At 66.9% G+C, this 21,393-nt stretch carries 15 protein-coding genes; 5 read left to right on the top strand and 10 right to left on the bottom strand.

The window, feature by feature from the left end; translation table 11 throughout:
• Positions 1-49 precede the first annotated feature (49 nt).
• Positions 50-1,282, top strand: coding sequence for a pyridoxal phosphate-dependent aminotransferase (locus tag HNO51_RS06885; RefSeq protein WP_197450331.1), 1,233 nt, complete (start codon positions 50-52; stop codon positions 1,280-1,282).
• A 126-nt stretch (positions 1,283-1,408) separates the two neighbouring features.
• Positions 1,409-2,308 (top strand): protease HtpX, encoded by a 900-nt coding sequence (gene htpX / locus HNO51_RS06880; RefSeq protein ID WP_197450330.1) that lies wholly within the window; start codon positions 1,409-1,411, stop codon positions 2,306-2,308.
• A gap of 76 nt (positions 2,309-2,384) precedes the next feature.
• Here htpX and pdxB read toward each other — a convergent pair whose 3' ends face one another.
• Positions 2,385-3,539 carry a 4-phosphoerythronate dehydrogenase PdxB gene (pdxB, locus tag HNO51_RS06875; protein ID WP_209538813.1) on the bottom strand — a complete coding sequence of 385 codons (1,155 nt, stop codon included), beginning with the start codon at positions 3,537-3,539 and terminating at the stop codon, positions 2,385-2,387.
• Positions 3,540-3,669: 130 nt separating this feature from the next.
• On the opposite strand from pdxB, the gene HNO51_RS06870 reads away from it, so the two are divergent.
• The gene (locus HNO51_RS06870) at positions 3,670-3,951 is read left to right on the top strand and encodes a hypothetical protein (protein ID WP_197450328.1); all 282 of its coding nucleotides are present in this window, start codon (positions 3,670-3,672) and stop codon (positions 3,949-3,951) included.
• A 25-nt stretch (positions 3,952-3,976) separates the two neighbouring features.
• Here the strand turns inward: HNO51_RS06870 and HNO51_RS06865 are convergent, their stop codons facing one another.
• The 3 genes from HNO51_RS06865 to rlmKL form a co-directional block, all read right to left on the bottom strand.
• The gene (locus tag HNO51_RS06865; protein ID WP_209538812.1) at positions 3,977-6,976 is read right to left on the bottom strand and encodes an EAL domain-containing protein; all 3,000 of its coding nucleotides are present in this window, start codon (positions 6,974-6,976) and stop codon (positions 3,977-3,979) included.
• Positions 6,977-7,084: 108 nt separating this feature from the next.
• Positions 7,085-7,447, bottom strand: a complete 363-nt coding sequence (locus tag HNO51_RS06860) for a glutaredoxin family protein (RefSeq protein WP_197450326.1) — start codon at positions 7,445-7,447, stop codon at positions 7,085-7,087.
• A complete protein-coding gene (gene rlmKL, locus HNO51_RS06855; RefSeq protein ID WP_209538811.1) occupies positions 7,444-9,645 on the bottom strand; it encodes a bifunctional 23S rRNA (guanine(2069)-N(7))-methyltransferase RlmK/23S rRNA (guanine(2445)-N(2))-methyltransferase RlmL in 2,202 nt (733 codons plus the stop codon). Before rlmKL ends, HNO51_RS06860 begins: the two co-directional genes overlap by 4 nt.
• A gap of 279 nt (positions 9,646-9,924) precedes the next feature.
• On the opposite strand from rlmKL, the gene rmf reads away from it, so the two are divergent.
• Positions 9,925-10,131, top strand: coding sequence for a ribosome modulation factor (gene rmf, locus HNO51_RS06850; protein ID WP_111412507.1), 207 nt, complete (start codon positions 9,925-9,927; stop codon positions 10,129-10,131).
• Positions 10,132-10,217: 86 nt separating this feature from the next.
• Here the strand turns inward: rmf and HNO51_RS06845 are convergent, their stop codons facing one another.
• The 5 genes from HNO51_RS06845 to HNO51_RS06825 all read right to left on the bottom strand — a co-directional run bounded on the left by HNO51_RS06845 (position 10,218) and on the right by HNO51_RS06825 (position 19,000).
• Complete coding sequence (locus tag HNO51_RS06845) at positions 10,218-11,258, bottom strand: quinone-dependent dihydroorotate dehydrogenase (protein WP_197450324.1); 1,041 nt, start codon at positions 11,256-11,258, stop codon at positions 10,218-10,220.
• A 117-nt stretch (positions 11,259-11,375) separates the two neighbouring features.
• Positions 11,376-16,214: an NAD-glutamate dehydrogenase gene (locus HNO51_RS06840; protein ID WP_209538810.1), complete on the bottom strand. Its 4,839-nt coding sequence runs from the start codon at positions 16,212-16,214 to the stop codon at positions 11,376-11,378.
• Positions 16,215-16,417: 203 nt separating this feature from the next.
• Positions 16,418-17,527, bottom strand: coding sequence for a tRNA (uridine(54)-C5)-methyltransferase TrmA (gene trmA / locus HNO51_RS06835; RefSeq protein ID WP_209538809.1), 1,110 nt, complete (start codon positions 17,525-17,527; stop codon positions 16,418-16,420).
• A gap of 37 nt (positions 17,528-17,564) precedes the next feature.
• Positions 17,565-18,341 (bottom strand): glutamate racemase, encoded by a 777-nt coding sequence (gene murI / locus HNO51_RS06830; protein WP_197450321.1) that lies wholly within the window; start codon positions 18,339-18,341, stop codon positions 17,565-17,567.
• 113 nt (positions 18,342-18,454) lie between these two features.
• Positions 18,455-19,000: a hemerythrin domain-containing protein gene (locus HNO51_RS06825; RefSeq protein WP_197450960.1), complete on the bottom strand. Its 546-nt coding sequence runs from the start codon at positions 18,998-19,000 to the stop codon at positions 18,455-18,457.
• Between the two features lie 251 nt (positions 19,001-19,251).
• Here HNO51_RS06825 and HNO51_RS06820 point away from each other — a divergent pair, with 251 nt between their 5' ends.
• Positions 19,252-20,592, top strand: a complete 1,341-nt coding sequence (locus tag HNO51_RS06820; protein WP_209538808.1) for a replication-associated recombination protein A — start codon at positions 19,252-19,254, stop codon at positions 20,590-20,592.
• A 49-nt stretch (positions 20,593-20,641) separates the two neighbouring features.
• On the opposite strand, the gene lolA is transcribed toward HNO51_RS06820, so the two are convergent.
• Positions 20,642-21,268: an outer membrane lipoprotein periplasmic chaperone LolA gene (gene lolA / locus HNO51_RS06815; RefSeq protein ID WP_422674255.1), complete on the bottom strand. Its 627-nt coding sequence runs from the start codon at positions 21,266-21,268 to the stop codon at positions 20,642-20,644.
• Positions 21,269-21,393 lie beyond the last annotated feature (125 nt).

Here is a 21,393-nt window from a genome sequence, read left to right as displayed (position 1 = left end):
GTACGGCTGACCGGAGCCACCGGACACCACAGCAATCTCGGACACCTCAATGGACACGCCCACCCTGTTCAGGAAATCGCACAAGCTCGACAACGTCTGCTATGACATCCGCGGCCCCGTGCTCGAGCACGCCAAGCGGCTGGAGGACGAAGGCCAGCGCATCCTCAAGCTCAATATCGGCAATCCCGCGCCGTTCGGCTTCGAGGCGCCGGAGGAGATTCTCCAGGACGTGATGCGCAACCTGCCCACCGCCCAGGGCTACTGCGATTCCAAGGGACTCTACTCGGCGCGCAAGGCGATCATGCAGGAGTGCCAGCGCAAGGAGATTCCCGGTGTCGGCATCGAGGACATCTTCATCGGCAACGGCGTCTCCGAGCTGATCGTGATGGCACTTCAGGCGCTGCTCAACGATGGCGACGAGGTGTTGATCCCGGCCCCCGACTACCCGCTGTGGACCGCCGCCGCCAATCTTGCCGGCGGCCACGCCGTGCACTATCGCTGTGACGAACAGGCCGACTGGGCACCGGACATCGCCGACGTGCGCGCCAAGGTGACCGGGCACACCCGCGCCCTCGTGATCATCAACCCCAACAACCCCACCGGCGCGGTCTACCCCCCCGAAGTGGTGCGCGAGCTGCTGGCCATCGCCCGCGAGCACGATCTGGTGGTGTTCTCCGACGAGATCTACGACAAGATCCTCTACGACGATACCGAGCACGTCTCCACCGGGGCGCTGGCCGACGAGGACCAGCTGGTGGTGACCCTGAACGGGCTATCCAAGAGCTACCGCTGCGCCGGCTTCCGCTCCGGCTGGATGATCCTCTCGGGCGGCGTGGCGATGCAGCGCTCGCGCGACTACATCCAGGGCATCAACATGCTTGCCTCGATGCGTCTGTGCGCCAACGTGCCGGCCCAGCACGCCATCCAGACCGCCCTGGGCGGCTACCAGTCGATCAACGACCTGATCCTGCCCGGCGGCCGCCTGCTGGCACAGCGCGACATCACCTATGACAAGCTCAATGCGATTCCCGGGGTGAGCTGCACCAAGGCCAAGGGCGCGCTCTATGCCTTCCCGCGGCTCGACCCCAAGGTCTACCCCATTCACGACGACCAGAAGCTGGTGCTCGACCTGCTGCTGCAGGAGAAGATCCTGCTGGTGCAGGGCACCGCCTTCAACTGGCCGGAACCGGACCACGTGCGCATCGTCACCCTGCCCTGGGCCGACCAGCTCGGCGACGCCCTGGATCGCTTCGCCCGCTTCCTGTCGCGCTATCGCCAGTAACCGTCGGAGCAGAGCGGTTTTTTACACCGCGCACTTGAAACCTCCATTAACGGGCCGTATCTAATTCAGCAGATTTCGTCTGGGCCATAGTGACGGCCCACCCTTTGCCACCGGAGACTCCTGACGATGATGAGAATACTGCTCTTCCTGGGCACCAACCTGGCGGTGATCGTCGTCGCCAGCATCACGCTGCGCCTGCTCGGGGTGGAGAGCTACCTGACCGAGCAGGGCATGAACTTCAACGCCCTGCTGATCTTCTGTTTCGTCGTCGGCATGGCCGGCTCGATGATCTCGCTGTTCCTGTCGAAGTGGATGGCCAAGCGCGGTACCGGCACGGTGGTGATCACCCAGCCGGGCAACGCCACCGAGAAGTGGCTGCTCGATACCGTGGCCGAGCTCTCCCAGCAGGCCGGCATCAAGATGCCCGAGGTCGGCATCTTCCCGGCGCAGCAGTCCAACGCCTTCGCCACCGGATGGAACAAGGACGATGCCCTGGTGGCCGTCTCCGCCGGGCTGCTCAACCGCATGCGCCCCGAGGAGGTGCGCGCGGTGCTGGCCCACGAGATCGGCCACGTGGCCAATGGCGACATGGTCACCCTGGCGCTGATCCAGGGCGTGGTGAATACTTTCGTGATGTTCTTCGCCCGGGTGGTGGCGCATCTGGTGGACAACTTCCTGCGTTCGCGCAACGAAGGCGCAGGGCTCGGCTTCATGGGCTACTTCGCGGTGGTGATCGTCGCCGAGATCGTGTTCGGCCTGATCGCCTCGGCCATCGTTGCCTGGTTCTCGCGCTTCCGCGAATATCGCGCCGACGCCGCGGGGGCCCAGCTCGCCGGTACCGGAGCGATGATCAACGCGCTCGCCCGGCTCAAGGCCGAGAGCGAAATGCCCAATGAAATGCCCGAGACCCTGACCGCCTTCGGCATCAACGCCGGCCAGACCCGCAAGATCATGGAACGCCTGTTCGCCAGCCACCCGCCGCTGGACGATCGTATCCGGGCATTGAAAGAAGCCGCCTACCGCTGAGGGAACGCCTCTCGAAGCCGAAGGGCTCGCCTCATGGCGAGCCCTTTGCGTTGTCGGGCTTGCGACCGAGGAACCGTCAGGCCAGGCTCAGGCCCGCCCCTTGCAGCCACGGCGCCAGCGCCTGGGCTCCGTCCCCCAGTTCCACCGTCAGGGTCGAGAGTTCCCGGCGCAGCGGGTAGTTCGCGCGGCAGGCATCGAAGCCCTGGGCCATGCCGCGCCGGCGGCTCTCGCGCCGCAGGCTGTCATGGTCGCGGCGCACGTCATATACCGCGCGCAGGCAGCACCGCAGGGCCTCGTCGGGATCGAGACCGCCCTGGAGCCGGAGCCGGGGCAGCGGCGGTGGCGGCAACAGGTCGGCGAGGCCGAGTCGCCTCGGCAAGCCCAGATGCTGATACAGTGCTGCATAGATCTGGTAGGTCCCCCTCAGCTTGCCATCGAGGCTGTAGCCGGCGATGTGCGGCGTGGCGATCTGCGCCAGGTCGCGCAGCGCCGGGTCGATGGCCGGCTCCCCTTCCCAGACGTCCAGCACGGCACTGATGTCGCCCTGCCCCGCCAGGCGTTGGCGCAACGCCTGGCCATCGATGCAGTCGCCGCGCCCGGCATTGAGCAGCAGCGTGCCGGGCGCCAGCTCGGCGATGCGCCGGGCGTCGAGCAGGTGATGGGTGGCGTGGGGCCCCTCGCGCACCAGCGGGGTATGCAGGCAGAGCACGTCGCACTCACCGATCAGCGTCTCCAGCGTTTCGAAACCTTCAAGCCCCTCCACTTCCGCTCTGGGCGGGTCGCAGGCCAGGCAAGCGATGCCCATGGCGGAGAGTCGCGCCAGCAGCCGCCCGCCCACGTTGCCTACGCCGACGATCCCCACGCGGCGCTCGCTGAGCCGCCATCCCTGGCGCTCCGCCAGGGTCAGCAGGCTGCCCAGCACGTAGTCGACCACCGCCTCAGCGTTGCAGCCCGGCGCGCTGGCGAAGGCGATGCCGTGACGCGCCAGCGCCGCCCGGTCGACGTGGTCGGTGCCGATGGTGCAGGTGCCGACGAAACGGAGTCGCATGCCCTGCGCCCCGGCCGTGTCGAGGGTCGCCGCATCGAGCCGGGTGATGGAGCGGATCACCAGCGCGTCGATATCGCACAGGGCCGCGGCGTCGATCTCTCGCCCCGGCATCCTGACCAGTTCGCCCAGCGGGCCGAAACAGGCCTCGGCACCGGGTACGTTGGCATCGACGAGAATCCTCACGCTTTTGCTCCTTGATGAAATGGTGGCTTGGGCTTCCGGCACGACTTGTGCCGCCAGCGTGAAGCCTTACAATACCGCACGAACCCTTGGCGCTGCCTCCCGGCCGCGCCCCGATGCTTGTGGAGCCTTCGTGATCGTCCGCTGGGAAAGTGAACACGACTACGTGCTGGTGCACATTCACCAGGACATGTTCGGCGATTGGATCTTCAGCCGCGCCTGGGGCCAGATCGGCACTCAGTTCGGTGGGCTGAAGCACATGCTGGCCGACGACCATGACCAGGCGCTGATGTGGCTCGGTGACGAGGCCACCATCCAGTCGTCCCGCGGCCTGCGCAAGGTGCTCGAAGTGGACGCCGAGAGCGCCGAGGGCCAGGCCGCGGTGCGCCAGCTCTCGCTGCTGGACGCGCTGTAGGCGGCACGCGCCGGGGCTTGGTACGCTACAGATCGTCGCGCACGGCTTCGCTGGCGTCGATCCAGTACTGCAACAGGCCCAGCAGCTCCTCGCTCACCCCCTCCATCTGGCGTGCGTGCCGCTTGACTTCCTCGTCGTCCCTATGGCCCTTCAGCGTCAGCGCCTCCTCGGCCAGGCGGTCGTAGACGGCACAGAGCGCGGCGATTCGCGCCGTGTGCTCCCCCCCCTTGACCGACAATTCGTCGAGGGCCGACAGCCATTGCTCCAGCCGGCTCTTGCGACAGCTCGCCGCCGGCGGCTCCGCGCGCTCGCCTTTCAGGTAGTGCAGCAGGCCGGCAGCGCAGGCGCGGTGGTCGACCATGGCATAAATCGCCTGCAGCTCTTCCGGCTGGGCGCGCTGGCGATGGCGCCAGGTCGGGTCGGGGCGCCATGATTCGAGCCAGGCCGGCACCGCCTTCGCCGGCATGGGCCGGGCGATGGCGTAGCCTTGCCCCAGTTGATAGCCCATCGCCAGCAGCATGCGCCCATGCAGCAGCGTCTCCACGCCTTCCGCAATGATGTCGCGACGAAACGCGACGGCGAGCCCGAGCACGCCTTCGAGAATCGTCAGATCCTCGGGGTCATCGAGCATGTCGCGCACGAAGCTGCGGTCGATCTTGAGCATGGTGGCAGGGAAATGGCGCAGGTACGTCAGCGAGGAGTACCCGGTGCCGAAATCGTCCAGCGCGAACTCGACGCCAAACGCCCGGCATGCCTTCATCACGCTCGCCACATGGGCGATATCCTCAAGCGCATTCGTTTCGAGCACCTCCAGCTCAAGATCGCCCGGCGCCACGCTCGGGTGGCGCTCGATCTCGGCGCGCAGGCGCTCGACGAAGTCGGCCTGCTGCAGGTGAATGGCGTCGATGTTGACGCTGACCGGCAGCCGGATGCCGGCGTTGGCCCAGGCCTCGAACTGGCTCAACGCCTGGGCCAGCACCCACTCGCCCAGGTCGATGGCCAGCGGATGCTGTTGGATCGTCGGCAGGAAGGCGGCAGGCGCCAGGAGGCCTCGCTCGGGATGTTGCCAGCGGACCAGCGCCTCGACGCCGACGACCTCGCCGGTGGACATGTTGACCTTGGGTTGGTAGTAGAGCACGAACTCGCCATTGGCCAGGGCGTCGCGCATGCGCTCGACGCTCTCATGGTGCCCGCGCACCGCGCGGTCGTGCTCGGCATCGAATACGTAAAAGCGATTCTTTCCCGCCTGCTTGGCCTGGTACATGGCCTGGTCCGCCTGGCGGATGAGCTGCTCGGGCTCGATCTCGTCCTCGGGGGAGAAATGCACCACGCCGATGCTGCCAGAGACGTAGAGGCAGGTTCCCTCGATCTCGATCGGCTCCGCGATTCGGCGCAGCAGGCGTACGATGAGGCTGCTCACGTTGCTCACATCGCTCTGCTCGGGCAGCACGATGATGAACTCGTCGCCGCCCAGGCGGGCGACCGTATCGGCTTCTCGCAGGGCCGAGGTCAGGCGCTCGGCTATCGTCACCAGCACCCGGTCGCCAACGCCATGGCCCAGGCGGTCGTTGATCTCCTTGAAGCCATCCAGGTCGAGGTAGGCCAACGACACCTTGCAGCCGCTGCGCCGGGCCGCCAGCATCGCCTGACGCAGCCTGTCGGCCAGCAAGATCCGGTTGGGCAGTTCGGTCAGGCTGTCGAAGAAGGCCATGTTCTGTAGCTGGCGCTCGTACTCCTTCTGACGGCTGATGTCGGTGAACACGGCGAGAAAATGCGACACCTGGCCCTGGCGGTCGCAGACCTTCGAGATGGTGAGCAGCTCGGGGTAGGTCTCGCCACTCTTGCGCCGGTTCCACAGCTCGCCCTCCCAGGCTCCCTTCTCCAGCAGCTCCTGCCATAGCGCCCGATAGAACCCCTCCTCCTGCAGGCCCGATTGGAGCATGCGAGGATTCCTGCCCAGCACCTCGTCCCGGCGGTAACCGGTGATACGGGTAAAGGCCTCGTTGACCTCGAGGATGTCGCCCTTGGCATCGGTAATGACGATGCCCTCCCGAGCATGTCGGAACACGCTGGCTGCCAGCTCGAGATCTGCGGTCTTGCGCCGGACCAGCTGGCGCAGCCTGACATTCCAGGCCACGACCAGGGCGACCACCAGCGCCAGCCCTGCCCCGTAGAGCCAGTAGTCGCGCCATTCGACGCGTCGGCCGGGCAGCTCGGCGCCGACCCACTTCTCGTGCAGCCGGTCGAGCGTCCCGCTGGTGCGGGCATGGTCGATGCCCTTGTCCAGAATCGATTGAAGCAGCACGTTGCCTTCGGCCACCGCCATGGCGTTGAGCCCGACGTAGAGCGGCTCGCCGACCCGCTTCATGGCTTCGTGCAACCCGCTGCTGTAGAGGTAGTAGCGAACGATTTGCTCGTCGCCCACCATGGCATCGGCAGCGCCTTCCATCACGGCTCGCGCGGCACCGGCAAAATCATCGGTCTGGATCAGCTCGACCTCGATGTCCCGCGAGGCCAGGTACTCCATGGCATAGTCGCCGCGCTGCGTGGCGACACGCTTGCCGTCGAGATCCTCTATCCGAGCGATGTCGGGCCTCTCGACGGCGACGAAGATGGCGGCGGGCACCTCGAAGACGGTCTGGGTGAAATCGAACCGACGGTCGCGCGCCTCGCTGTAGAAGAAACTCGTCAGGACGTCGGCTTCTCCGCTCAGCACTCGTTCCTGGGCCTGCTGAAAGACGGTATCGGTCAGTTGCGCGTGAAAGCCGGCCTCGGTGGCGATCCACTGGGCCAGCTCGACCATCATGCCGTGTCGCTCGCCGTTGTCGTCGAGGAATTCGAAGGGAGGGTAGCGGCTCTGGCTAACGAAGACGATCGGCTCGTTCGCTTCCAGGAAGCGGCGCTCTTCGTCGCTCAGCTGTATCCCGACCGGCTCCGCCGCCCCCGACACCGTGTCCGCAAGCGCCAGCAGCAGCGTACAGCCCAGGGCGGTGTACTGCCACCGCCTTCGTTGCGGTGCCCTCATTTTCCACCCCCTGTGCGTTCACGATCCATGCCTGATGATTGTTGTTAAAACGGCGAGCCCCCACCACGGCGACGGCCTCTCCTGGCCTACGTTGGGTCAACGTAGACGCTAGCCGAGATAGCGCCGTCCCGCGGGGCGCCGGGCCAAGGGCTCACGCTCCCGCGCCGGTGACGGCTCCGGCTCGAGCTCGAGCCCGCCCGCCTGCAGCCGCCGCCAGGCGCTGCTGTCGAGCCGGCCCCGCGCCTCCAGCCAGGCCGCCAGCCTGGGCGGCTCGAAGCCCATGTCGAGTTCATCGCCCGCGGCATCCGCCAGCACCGGAATGCGCACTGCGTAGCGCGCCATCAGCGCCGTGTCGTCGCTGATCTCGACCCGCTCCAGGCGATACTCACCGCGATGCAGCACGGCCAGCAGGGTCTCGAGGCGCTCGCACAGATGGCAGCCCAGGGTGGTGTAAAGGGTCAGCCGGGTCATGCGACCTCCCGATGACGAATCAGGAATACGTGGTGGATGTCGGAGCGGCGCGTGAAGTCGGGGTCGAAGGTGCGCGCCGAGATGTCCTCCACCGCGAAGCGTTCCGTCAGCTGCTCATCGAGCTGGAAGCGACGCTGGTTGTTGGAGAACACCAGGGTGCCGCCCGGGGCCAGCCGCGCCATGGCCAGCGTCACCAGGCGTACATGATCGCGCTGCACGTCCAGGGTGCCCTCCATCTTCTTGGAGTTGGAGAAGGTCGGCGGGTCGAGGAAAATCAGGTCGAACTCGGCCCTGGCGGTTTCCAGCCAGCGCAGGCAGTCGTCGCGCACCACGCGGTGGCGGGCGGGGTCGAGGCCGTTGAGGGCGAAGTTGTCGCGCGCCCACTCCAGGTAGGTGTTGGAAAGGTCGACGCTGACGCTGTCCACGGCGCCGCCCGCCTCCTCGCTGCCGAGCGCCGCCTGCACGGTGGCCGCGGCGGTGTAGCAGAACAGGTTGAGGAAGCGTCTGCCCGGCGCCATTTCGGCGAGCATGCGCCGCACCGGGCGGTGATCGAGGAACAGCCCGGTGTCGAGGTAGTCGCGCAGATTGACCCATAGCCGTGCGCGCCCCTCGCGCACCTGGAAGCGCTCGCCGGTAGCGGCCTGCTTGAGGTATTGCGCCTTGCCACTCTGCTTCTCGCGGCGCTTGATCACCACCTGGCCGGGGTCGACGTCGAGCACCTCGGGGATGACCTGAAGCGCATCGAACAGGCGCTTCTGCGCCTGGTCGGCGTTCACCGAGCGCGGCGGCGCGTACTCTTGCACATGGACCCGGCCGTCGTAGACGTCCACCGCCAAGGCATACTCCGGCATGTCGGCATCGTAGAGGCGGTAGCAGGCCTCGCCGCTCTGCTTGAGCCATTTCCTGAGCCGCTTGCGGTTCTTCTCAAGCCGGTTGGCGAACATCTGCGCGCCCTCGCTGCGTGGAGCCGTTGCCGACCCTGCCGCCGTCTTGCTCTCCTCGCCTGCGCCGGCCTGTACGTCCATCAACAGCAACTTGGCCTCCAGCGGGCCGTTCTTCAGCGAATACTGCTTGTCGGCCCGCAGTCCGATGCGATGACCCAGGTCCGGGTTGGCGGTGAACACCGCCAGGCGCCAACCGGGGAAGGCACGGCGCACACCCTCGCCCAGCTCGCCATAGAGCGTGACCAGCTCGGGCAGCTCACCCAGGCGCTCACCGTAGGGCGGGTTGGTGATGACCAGGCCCCGCGCCTCCTCATCCAGTTCGGCCGGCCGCCGCAGCTGGCCGAGCGAGGCGCCGGAGAACGCGATCAGCGCAGGAATGCCGGCGCGCATGGCGTTGGACTTGGCCGCCGCCAGCGCCGGCGGGCTCTGGTCGAAGCCGTAGAGCCGGTTGCGGCAACGCTTGCGGCCGATGCTGGCACGCGCTTCGGCCTCGCGCTTGAGTTCGGCCCACAACGCCTCGTCGTGCTGCGCCCAGCCATGGAAGCCGAAGCGTACGCGGCCGAGGTTGGGCGCCATGTCGGCAGCCATCAGCGCTGCCTCGATCAACAGCGTCCCCGCGCCGCACAGCGGATCGACCAGCGCCTCGCCGTCGCGCAGACGCTGCGGCCAGCCGGCGCGGATGAGCAGGGCTGCGGCGAGGTTCTCCTTGAGCGGCGCGTGGCCCACGTCGCGCCGATAGCCGCGCCGATGCAGGCTGTCGCCGGAAAGGTCCACGCCCAGCGTCAGCCGGCCCCGGTGCAGGTGGGCGTAGAGGCGCAGGTCGGGACGCTGCAGGTCGATACCGGGGCGCGGCCGACCCTGCGCCTGCAGCGCGTCCACCACGCCGTCCTTGACGGTCTGGGCGCCGAAGCGGGTATGGCGGATCTGCTCGCTGCGGCCGTGGAAATCCACCGCCAGGGTAGCGCCGGGGCGCAGGTGCTGCGACCAGTCGACGCCGGCCACCGCCCGATGCAGCGCCTCGGGGCGCTCGATGTTCTCCTCGCGCAACAGGCTCAGCACGATGCGGTTGGCCAGCCGCGACCACAGGCAGGCGCGATAGGCGACCTCGAGGTCGGCGCGAAAGTGGACCCCGGCCACCGTGGTCTTGTGCGGCTCGGCCCCCAGCGCGCGCAGTTCGTCGGCGAGCAGCTCTTCCAGCCCCCTGGGGCAGGTGGCCAGGAAAGGCCTTGTTGCGCGTTGCGATGACTCACTCATGAAGCGTTCCCGCCCCCTTCGGCCGGGCATATTCCTTTCGTTACAAATTTGTCTCGATCTTATGACGAAACATAGGTCGACAATGGCCCCCATGATGGGCTAAGAGTAGTCATGGTAGCTACTGTAAAGACGCATGCGTTCACTTGGCGAACCCGTTTTGGGCTCGCATGACCTCGCTCTGCCGTCGTCAAGGGAATGAATAACGGCGAGGCGAACGGTGGAACGCCGGAGCGTGCATGTCGCGCGCTCCAAATTGGTACCTTGACAAGAGGTCATCCGATGAAAAGACAGAAACGTGATCGCTTCCAACGCGCCTATCTTCATGGCTACAAGGCCGGCATTTCCGGGCGCTCCCGCGACGACTGTCCCAGTCAGGATGTCAACATACGTGAATATTGGATGAGTGGTTGGCGTGAAGGCCGAGGAGACCAGTGGGCCGGCATGACCGGCGTCTCCGGGATTCACAAGAACCCGATGGTAATGTAACGACTTTCTCACCAACCGATCGTCCCCTTGTCACCGCCAGGGTGGCGAGGAAAGAGCTAAGCCCGTGCCTTGCGCGGGCTTTCTTGTTACCGGCTTTCGCCTGCCGCCCCCTTGCCATATGCCCTGAGCGCCCGAGCACACTCGCCGACGAGTGCCGGCCCGCGATAGATGAAGCCCGAATAGAGCTGGACCAGGTCGGCACCGGCGTCGAGCTTGGCCACCGCCGCCTCGCCGCTGTCGATGCCGCCCACGCCGATGATCGGTAACTCGGGCAGGTGGCGGCGCAGTTCGCGGATCACCCGGTTGGAGGGCTCGAACACCGGCCGCCCCGAGAGCCCGCCCTGCTCGTCGGCATGGGCAAGTCCGGTCACCGCCTCACGCGACACCGTGGTATTGGTCGCAATCACCGCGTCGATGCCGCTGCCGGCGATGCTCGCCGCCACCAGGCCCACCTCTTCGGCGCTCATGTCCGGAGCGATCTTGACCGCCAGCGGCACCCGGCGGCCGGCGGCCTGGTCCAGGCGGTCGGCCGCTTCGCGCAGGGCACCCAACAGGGCATCGAGGTGCTCGCCGAACTGCAGGTTGCGCAGCCCCGGGGTGTTAGGCGAGGAGATGTTGACCGTCACGTAGTCGGCGTGGGCGTGGACCTTCTCCAGGCAGGTCAGGTAGTCGTCCACGGCTCGCTCCACCGGTGTGGTGAGGTTCTTGCCGATGTTGATGCCGATCACGCCGTCGAAGTGCGCCGCCTTCACTCGCTCGATCAAATGGTCGACCCCGGCGTTGTTGAAGCCCATGCGGTTGATGATGGCGCCAGCCTCGGGCAGGCGAAACAGGCGTGGCCGGGGATTGCCCTCCTGCGGCCTGGGCGTCACCGTGCCGACCTCGACGAAACCGAAGCCGAGCGCTCCCAGCGCATCGAGGTGATCGGCGTTCTTGTCGAGCCCCGCCGCCAGCCCAACCCGATTGGGAAAGCGCAGCCCCATCAGCTCCACCGGGTCGTCGACGCGAGCCCCACTCAGCACACCTGCCAGCCTGAGGCGATGAGCCAGGTCGAGAGCCGAGAGCGCATGGCCGTGGGCGGTTTCGGCATCGAGGCGAAACAGGATCGAACGGGCAAGCGCGTACATGGCAGCTCCTGGCAGTTGGCAGTGGCGAGGCGGGCGGATTATAGCAGCGCCGCAGGCCCAAGACGACGAACCCCGCCATCGGCGGGGTTCGTCTATCGCTCAGGCTGTTTCGCGCCTTCAGGCCTCGCCGTTGCTCTCGGCCAGGTCGACCAGCTCACGCACTGCCACCGCGAACAGCGGGAAGCTCGCCTGGCTGCCGCTGCGCACTTCGGCAATCAGGCGGCACCAGCGCTCGTGCAGCGAAGCGTGCAAAGCCAGCCAGTGATCGACGCGCTCGTCGGGCTCGCGGCCGTCCTCGGACTTGAGCACGCTGGCGGTGAGGGCCAGCTGCTGGCGATCGATGTCGTCGCGGAAGGTCTCGCGGGCCTGGGCCTGCCAGCTGTCGCGGACATCGAGGTTGCTGACCTGCTGGATCATCCACGGCAGCTCGAGTCGGTCGCCGATCTCGAAGAAGACCTCGGCGACACGCTGCGGCTTCTCGTCGGTCTGGCGAGCGGCCTGGATGATGCCGAGCGCGCCGTAGAGGCTGCCCGAGGCCGCCACCGTGGCGGCCAGCTCCTCGGGCACGCCGGCATCGAGCAGCTCGCCGCGCTTCTGCTCCCAGCGGCGGCGCTCCTCGCCGCGCAGCAGCTCGCCGATGCCCTCCTGCAGCTGGGCGACCCGCGGCGCGAAGTACTCGATGGCGTCGCGGGTGGAGAGCCCCAGGCGTTGGCGCAGGAACCAGCGGGTGGTGCGCCGGATCAGCCGCATCAGGTCGAGCATCATGGCGTACTGCACCTGGCTCGGCACCTGGTTGTCCAGCGCCTCGATCCGCTCCCACAGGTCGGAGAGCTGGAAGCTGTCGCGGGCGATGATGTAGGCGCGGGCGATATCGGCGGGACTGGCCCCGGTGGAATCGATCAGGCGGCGCACGAAGACGATACCCATGTGATCGACCAGGTCATTGGCCACCTGCGTGGTGACGATCTCGCGCTTGAGGCGGTGAGCGTACATCTCGTCCCGGAAGCGCTCGACCAGCACGCGCGGGAAGATACGCTCCACGTACTGCTGGATATAGGGATCGTCGGGCACGTCGGAGGCCAGCACGTCTCCCTTGAGCACGCTCTTGGCGTAGGAGATCAGCACCGAGAGTTCCGGGTGGGTCATGCCCTGGTCGGCATTGACCCGCTCCTGCATCTCCTCGTCGGAGGGCAGGAACTCGAGTTCACGGTCGAGCTGGCCGGCGGCCTCCAGTTCGCCGATGAAGCGCCGGTAGGGTCCGATGCCGTAGCGCGACAGGATCTGAGAGAGGTCCAGCGCCTGGGTCTGGCGGTAGTTGTCGAGAATGACCAGTTCGGCCACCTCCTCGGTCATGTCGGCCAGCAGCTGGTTGCGCTGCTTCTCGGTCATGTCGCCACGCTTGACCACCTCGTCGATGAGGATCTTGATGTTGACCTCGTGGTCGGAGCAGTTGACCCCGCCGGCATTGTCGATGAAGTCGGTGTTGACCAGCACGCCCTTGGCGGCGGCCTCCATGCGGCCGCGCTGGGTCAGGCCCAGGTTGCCGCCCTCGCCGACCACCCGGCAGTTGAGTTCGCTGCCGTTGATGCGCAGCGCATCGTTGGCCTTGTCACCGACCATGGCGTCGGTTTCCAGGCTGCCCTTGACGTAGGTACCGATGCCGCCGTTCCACAGCAGGTCGAAGCGGGACTTGAGCATGGCGCGAATCAGGTCGTTGGGCGACAGGCGCTCCTCCTCGATGCCGAACACCTCCTGCATCTGCGGTGAGATCGGGATCGACTTGGCGCTGCGCTTGAACACCCCGCCGCCCTCGGAGATCAGCGCGGCGTCGAAGTCCTCCCAGCTCGAGCGCGGCAGCTGGAACAGCCGCTGGCGCTCGACGAAGGTGGCGGCGGCGTCGGGATGCGGGTCGACGAAGATATGCAAGTGGTTGAAGGCGCCCAGCAGGCGGATCTTGTCGGAGAGCAGCATGCCGTTGCCGAACACGTCGCCGGCCATGTCGCCGATGCCGAGCACGGTGAACTCTTCCTGCTGGGTGTTCAGGCCGAGGTTGCGGAAGTGGCGCTTCACCGACTCCCAGGCCCCGCGCGCGGTGATGCCCATCTTCTTGTGGTCGTAGCCGTTGGCGCCGCCGGAGGCGAAGGCGTCACCCAGCCAGTGGCCGTACTCGGCAGAGATCTCGTTGGCGATGTCGGAGAAGGTTGCGGTGCCCTTGTCGGCCGCCACCACCAGGTAGGCGTCGTCGTCGTCGTGACGCACCACGTCCCGGGGCGGCACCACCTCGCCGCCGACCAGGTTGTCGGTCACGTCGAGCAGCGCGCGAATGAAGGTCTTGTAGCAGGCGATGCCCTCCTGCTGGATGGCATCGCGGTCGCCGCCCTCGGGCAGGCGCTTGCAGACGAAGCCGCCCTTGGCACCCACCGGCACGATCACGGCGTTCTTGACCTGCTGCGCCTTGACCAGACCCAGCACCTCGGTACGGAAGTCCTCCTGGCGGTCCGACCAGCGCAGCCCCCCTCGGGCGACCTTGCCGCCGCGCAGGTGAACGCCCTCGACCCGCGGCGAGCAGACGAAGATCTCGTATGCCGGTCGCGGCTTGGGCATGCCGGTGACCCGCTTGGGATCGAGCTTGTAGGCGATGTAGTCCTTGAACCTGCCGTCGGCGGTGCGCTGGTAGTAGTTGGTACGCAGGGTGGCGCGGATCAGCTCCATGAAGCGACGCAGCAGCTGGTCGTCGTTGAGGCTGGCGACGCCGTCGAGGTGACGATTGAGGCGTTCGATGCAAGCCTGTACCTCGCCCTCCTCGGGGCGCCGCTCGGGGTCGAAGCGCAGCTTGAACAGGGTCACCAGCTCATGGGTGATCTCCGGATAGCTGGTCAGCGTGGTGGCGATGTAGTCCTGCGACATGCCGAAGCGGATCTGCTTCAGATAACGGGCGTAGCCACGCAGCATGGCCACCTCGCGCCAGTCCAGGTTGGCGGCGATCACCAGGCGGTTGAAGGCATCGTTCTCGGCCTCGCCGGCCCAGATGCGCTTGAACGCCTCGATGAACGGCTCGCGCATCTGCTGCAGGCTGACCTCGGTGGCGGTGTGGTGCTCGAGGTCGAAGTCGTGCAGCCAGTAGCGCATGTCGGGGGTGACGAACTCATAGGGGCGCTCGCCGATTACCCGTAACCCCAGGTTCTCCATCACCGGCAGCACGTCGGAGAGCGGGATCGGGCGATTGCGCTGGAACAGCTTGAGGTTGACGCCGCTGCCCTCCTCCTCCACCAGGCGATAGAGGGTCAGCGCCAGCGGCTCGCCGGCGTCGAGGTCGGCCAGGTGCTGCAGGTCGAAGACGGCGGTGCGCGAGCCGAAGTCGTCACGGTAGCTGGCCGGGAAGGCGTCGCGGAAGCGATCCATCAGGCGGTTGGCCTGCTCCTCGCCGAAGCCTTCCACCAGCGCCTCGTGCAGCTCGTCGCGCCAGCTGCGGGCCAGTTGGGCGACCTTGGCCTCCAGGCGCTTGAGATTGACCTCGCGGGGGGTGTCGCCGCGGAAGCGCAGGATGAACTGGATACGGGCGAGGATCGATTCGGAGAGGTAGGTGTTGAAGTCGCCGAAGGTGGCGTCGAGCTCCTCGCACAGCAGGTTCTGGATGCGCACGCGCAGGTCGGTGGAGAACACGTCACGCGGCACGAACACCAGGCAGGAGTGGAAGCGCCCGGAACGGTCGGTGCGGATGAACAGCCGCACCCGCCGGCGCTCGCGGATGTCGAGGATCCCCAGCGCCGTGCGCGCCAGTTCCTGGGTATCGATCTGGAACAGGTCGTCGCGCGGGTAGACCTCGAGGATCTGCAGCAGTTGCTTGCCGTTGTGCCCCTTGGGATTGAAGCCGGCGATCTCCATCACCGCCTTGAGCTTGTGGCGCAGCAGCGGAATGTTGCGCGGCGACTCGTTGTACACACTGGAGGTGAACAGGCCGAGGAAGCGGTGCTCGCCGATGACCCGCCCCTGCTCGTCGTAGCGATCGATCGAGATGTAGTCCGGGTAGGTGGGCCGGTGGACCCGGGCATGATGCGAACTCTTGGCGAACGAGAGCAGCTGGGGCACCAGCACGAAGCGGTTGCCCTCGATGCCCAGCTCCGTACGGATGCGCTCCTGGTAGCGCGGCAGGTCCAGGCGGAACACACCGAGCTCGCTCCCTTCGGCCTTGACCAGGCGGTCGCCCTCGGCATCGGTCTCGATGGTGTAGGCGTCGTAGCCGAGGAAGGTGAAGTTGTCGCGCACCAGCCACTCGAGGAAAGCGATCGCCTCCTCGTGGTCGCCCGGCTCGATCTGCTCGGGGCGGCCGGCCTTGAGTTCGGCGACGGCCTCGCGGGCGCGCTCGCTCATCGCCTCGTAGTCGCCCACGGCGATACGCACGTCGCGCAATACTTCCTGCAGCGACTGCTCGATGTCGGCCAGCACCTCGGGATTGGAGTGGCGGTCGATCTCGATGGCGATCAGCGACTCGCGATTGGCGGGCGCGTTGACGTCGCGCGGCGAACCGACCTGCAGAAGGTCGTGTCCGCGGTTGCGCTCCACCGCCAGCACGGCATTGTGGATCGCATGCACGGTCAGGCCGCGCCGGTTCAGCTCGATGCGTACCGAGTCGACCAGGAACGGCATGTCCTCGTGCAGCACCGCGACGAACGTATGCGAGGACTGCCAGCCATGCTCCTCGAAGTCGGGATTGAAGACGCGCACCTTGGGCGAGGCGTGATCGAAGTGCTGGATGAAGTGCCATACCGACAGGGTGGCACCATAGAGGTCGTCCAGCCGGCGGTCGGCCAGGTCCTCCAGCGGCACCGTGGCATAGAAATGGCGGGCGAAGGCCTCCACCTCTTCGGCCCGCGCTTTCTCGAGTCGGCTGTCCAGGCGTTCGCGCAGCTGCTTGAGTATTTCCTGCCGGCCAACTTCGATCGTCTCGTATTGCATCCCTCACCTCGGCTGCCTGGGGCCGTAACGGCCCTGGGAAAGAATCGGCGTGACTCGCGGCCACGTGACGGGAAGCTTACTGCAGCCCTGCGCTGCACCCTATCGACTTGCCAGCCTTCTCATGGAGCATGTCGCTTGTGCATCGAGGCGGTACGTTTCGCTACTTGACAACAGCGGCCATTCCTGCCCAGGCCAGCCGGCGATCAGGCGGAGATTTTCTCCAGCAGCACCCCGCATTCACAGTGGTGGGTCCAGGGAAACTGATCGAACAGCGCGAAACGGATCATTCGATGGGTGCGGCTCAGCGCCTCCAGGTTGCGCTCCAACGTATCCGGATTGCATGAAATATAGACGATTCGCGAATATTCGCTCAGTTGGCGGCAGCTGGCCTCGTCGAGGCCGGCGCGCGGTGGGTCCACCAGCACGGTGGAGAAGTCGTATTCCGCCAGCGCCATTTCCGAGACCCGCCGGCCGCCCTTCTCGCCCTTGAGCGCGGCGCTGAACTCTTCCGCCGACATGCGCCCCACCACGGCATTGTCGATGCCGTTGGCCGCCAGGTTCTGCTGGGCACTGGCCACCGAGGTGCGCGAGATCTCGGTGGCCAGCACGCGGCGGAAGTTCTCGGCCAGCGCCACGGTGAAGTTGCCATTACCGCAGTAGAGCTCGACGAGGTCGCTCGCCTGGCTGCCCCGGGTCACGTCGCGCGCCCAGGCCAGCATGGCGCGGCTGATCTCGGCATTGGGCTGGGTAAAGCTGTTCTCCACCTGCTGGTAGTGCAGGGTGCGCCCCTCCACCTCCAGCCGCTCCCAGACGTGGTCGCGCGCGAGTACCAGGCGCTGCTTGCGCGAGCGGCCGATGACCTGGATGTCGAGCCGCCGCTGCAACCGCTTCGCCTCCTCTTCCCAGGCCGCATCCAGCGGGCGGTGATAGATCAGCGTGACCAGGGCCTCGCCGGAGAGGGTGGTCAGGAACTCGACCTGGAACAGCCGGCGGCGCAGCACGTCGCTTTCCAGCAGCGCCTCGCGCAGCCGCGGCATCAATTCGTTGATGCGGCGGCTGGCGACCGGGTAGTCGTCCAGCCGGATCACCCGCTTCTGCTTGGGGTCGTCGCGATCGACCTCGAACATGGCGTAGTAGAGGTCGTCGCCTTCGTGCCACAGGCGAAACTCGCAGCGCTGACGATAATGGCTCGGCGGTGAGGGAAACACCTCCAGCGAAGGCGGGGCGAAGCGCGCGAACTGGCGTTCGATGCGCTCGCGCTTGGCCTCGAGCTGCGCCTCGTAGCGGGCGGGATCGACAACGGGAATGGGCACGGCATCTCCTGTCGTGTGCAGAGCGTAGGGAAGGCAGTCAGCCGGCGATCAGCAGGCGCGGTTCGTCAAAATCGAAGTGGGCCAGCGCCCGGGCGAGTCGCGCATCGGGCGCCGTGGCCAGGCTCCGGTCGCGGCCGGTCACGGGGGCGGGGTCGCCGGCCACCTCGGCGGTGCGCCGCGCAATGGCCTCGCCGGAGTCGACCAGGCGCACCGGACGTAGCGACGCCGCGATCAACCTCTCGCCAAGCAGTGGGAAGTGGGTGCAGCCGAGCACCACCGTATCGAGATCGGCGGACTCCCACAGCGGCGCCGTGACGGCGTCGATGATGGCCTGATCCGGCTCGTCGCCGGCCAGCAGGCGCTCGGCCTCGCGCACCAGGGGGTCGGCCGCCACCCGCGTGACCCGACAGTCGCTGGCAAAGGCCTCGATCAGCCGGTCGGTATAGGGGCGCGCCACGGTGGCGCTGGTCGCCAGCAGGCCGATGTGGCGACTGGCACTCATGGCGGCGGCAGGCTTGATCGCCGGTACCGTTCCCACCACGGGCACCATGAGATGGGCACGCAGGGCATCCAGCGCCAGGGTGCTGGCGGTATTGCACGCCACCACCAGCACGCAGCAGCCACTTGCGGCAACAGCCGCCTCGCACACCGCCAGAATGCGCGCCACCAGCCAGTCGTCGGGGCGCGTACCGTAGGGCAGCATGGCATTGTCGCAGGCATACACCAAGGCAGCATCGGGCAGCCGATGCCGCAGCGAAGGGACGACCGACAGGCCGCCGACGCCGGAATCGAAAATCAGTATCGGGCCGGACATGGCGAAACGGAACTCATGGAAGTCGCTCGGCTGCTACCAGAAGAGGGCCTATTCTAGCAGCATGCCGAGCGAGCAGAAGCCTCCGATCGCCGGTTCATCGCGCTCCGGCCCCGTCAGGCGGCCGGTTCCTCGGTTTCACACAGCTCGGCGTAGAGCTCCGGATAGGCTTCCTGAAGCCGCTCCAGCTTGGCCGCCGCATCCTCCGGCAGCGCCTGGGCCAGCAGTTCCAGGTCCTGATCGTCGAAGTGATCGCGGATCAGGGGGAAGAGAAGCTCACGCTCGTCGCGTAGGTAGGCGCGATGCGCATCCAAGTAGGCCTTGAGGTCCTCGGCGAAGCGGTCCATCGGGACCACGGCGTCCATCAGGATCATGTCGATGTCATTGGACAGCCGCATCAGGCGGGGCTTGAGCGCCTGATAGTCGCGCGACAGCCGCTCGGTGAGTTCCCGGCACTCCGGCACCAGGGTCCGCAGCCGCTCCGAGCAGATGCGCTCGAGGGGGATGGTGAACCCTTCCATGTAGTCGAGAATGTAGTCGACAACCTCACGAACCAGCTGAAAGTTGGGGCGTTCACCGGCCACCAAGGCCTTTTGCTTGAGCTGAAGAACGTGCAACATGCGCGCCATATTGGCATGATCCTGACGCAACTGGGTCAGCATGGGCATGTCGAGGCCTCCTCTAACGATGAGCGGGTATAGGAATTGGATTCACGGGAAGCAAGCAGGTTCAGTCTTGTCGCTATCGGGCTACGGCCTCGTCGCAATCAAGACACGGCACGAAATGGCAGGATGCAGTCTCAACCCTAGTCCCTTTGGCTGGATCTCGCACATCGCCCAAGGTCGTATTGCAACCCACTGAGTTAGTGCTAGCCGTCTGACCGACCTCGCACGGCAGCAGGAGGAGAAACACCATGGATCTTTTCGGCCAGGCGCCCGACGATTCCGCACCGCTGGCCTTTCGCATGCGGCCCCGACGCTTCGACGACTACGTGGGCCAGCAGGCGCTGGTCGGGCCGGGCAGGCCGCTGCGGCGCATGGCCGAGAGCGGCAGCGTGCGCTCGATGATCCTGTGGGGGCCACCCGGCACCGGCAAGACCACCCTGGCCGAGCTCCTCGCCGAGCACTCCGGCGCGCACCTGGAGCGGCTCTCCGCGGTGATGGCCGGCGTCAAGGAGATTCGCGCCGCCGTGGAACGGGCCAGGGCCATGCAGGCCCAGGGCCGCCCCACCCTGCTGTTCCTCGACGAGATCCACCGCCTCAACAAGAGCCAGCAGGATGCCCTGCTGCCCCACGTTGAGTCGGGCCTCTTGACGCTGATCGGCGCCACCACCGAGAACCCCTCTTTCGAGGTCAACTCGGCGCTGCTCTCGCGCGCTCGCGTCCATGTGCTCACCTCGCTCGACGAGAGCGAGCTCGTCGAGGTGATGCGGCGCGCCCTGCGCGACGAGGAGCGCGGGCTGGGCCGGCGCCGCATCGCGGTCGATGACGAAGTGCTGGCCATCCTGGCCCGTGCCGCCGCCGGCGACGCACGCCGTGCGCTGGGCATGCTCGAGACCGCCTGCGATTTCACCGTGCCCGAGGGCGAAGGCGAACGGCTGCCGCGCGAAGCGCTGGACGCCGCGCTCGGCCACCAGGCCAGCGCTTTCGACAAGCAGGGCGACCATTACTACGACCTGCTCTCGGCGATCCACAAGTCGGTGCGCTCATCGCGCCAGGATGCCGCCCTGCTCTACATCGCCCGCTTCATCCAGGGCGGCGGCGACCCGCTCGACGTGATTCGACGACTGGCGGCGATCGCCTCGGAGGACGTCGGCAACGCCGACCCGCGTGCGCTGCCGCTGGTCATGGCGGCGTGGGACGCCTACCTGCGCCTGGGCGACTACGAGGGCCAGCGCGCCATCGCCCACGCCGCCATCCACCTCGCCATCGCGCCCAAGAGCAACGCCATCGACCAGGCCTGGAAGCGCGCCAAGGCGTTCGTTGCCGCCCAGCCGCGTCTGGAGGTGCCCATCTACCTGCGCAACGCCCCGACCAGACTGATGGAATCCCTCGGCCACGGCCACGGCTATCGCTACGCCCACAACGAGCCGGAGGGCTACCCGGCGGGCAGCGCCCACGACTGCTGGCCGGAAGGCCTGTCCCACGAGGCGTTCTACCAACCCAGCGAGCACGGCCAGGAGAAGCGCTACGCCCAGCTGATGGCCTGGCGCGCCGAGCTGGACGCCCGGGCCGACCGCGGCGGGGACGAGTAGAAACGCCAGCGCCGCCTCGAGGGCGGCGCTGGCGGGCTGACGGCGGGACTCAGTGCGTGTCGCGGATCACGTCGGCGCCGTCGGGGATCTCGAACGCGAAGCGGCCGTCGTCGATGTCCTGGTTGGTCCGTACGTCGCTGAACTCGATAACGGTCTCCTGGCCGGTGCTGTCGATCATCTGCAGCGCGGCCAGTCGCTCGTCATTGAAGGTCATCTGCAGCTCCTCGAACAGGGTGTCGACCGATTTCGGCACCAGACGGAAGGTCTCGCTGCCACCCTGCTGCTGACGCGACACCTCATAGCTCTCGGTCAGCTCGCGGGCGCTGCCGGAGAGCAGCAGCGCCGGGGTATGGGTGACCCGCTGGTCCAGCGCCTGCACGGTGACCTGCTCCAGGTCGGGGTCGTAGAGATAGACCTCGCTGCCATCCGAGACCACTTCCTGCTGGTAGGGCGCGTCGACCTCCCAGCGGAACTTGCCGGGACGCGACAGCCACATGTGGCCGTTGGCCTGCTGCAGCCGCTCGCCGCTGCCGTCGAGAATCAGCTGCTCGAAACTCGCCTCATAGGTCTGCAGCGGCTCCAGCATGCGGGTCAGGCGTTCGGCACCTTCACTGGCCAGGACGACTGCCGGGGCGGCAAGGGTCAGGGCCAGTGCAGCTAGGGTCTTCTTCATCATCGATTCTCTCTCCCTGGGCAGGTCCACGTGGATCCTGTCTCTCGGACCCGCTGCGCGCCGGCGGGTTGCATGCCCGCCGACGCTTTCATGATTGATGCAAGGTTGGGTTGCCACCTGGCGCCGGA

The organism is Billgrantia sulfidoxydans, assembly GCF_017868775.1.
GTDB lineage: Bacteria > Pseudomonadota > Gammaproteobacteria > Pseudomonadales > Halomonadaceae > Halomonas > Halomonas sulfidoxydans.
Note: the sequence above shows the minus strand (reverse complement) of the source record. Positions and strands in the feature narration are given on the sequence as shown.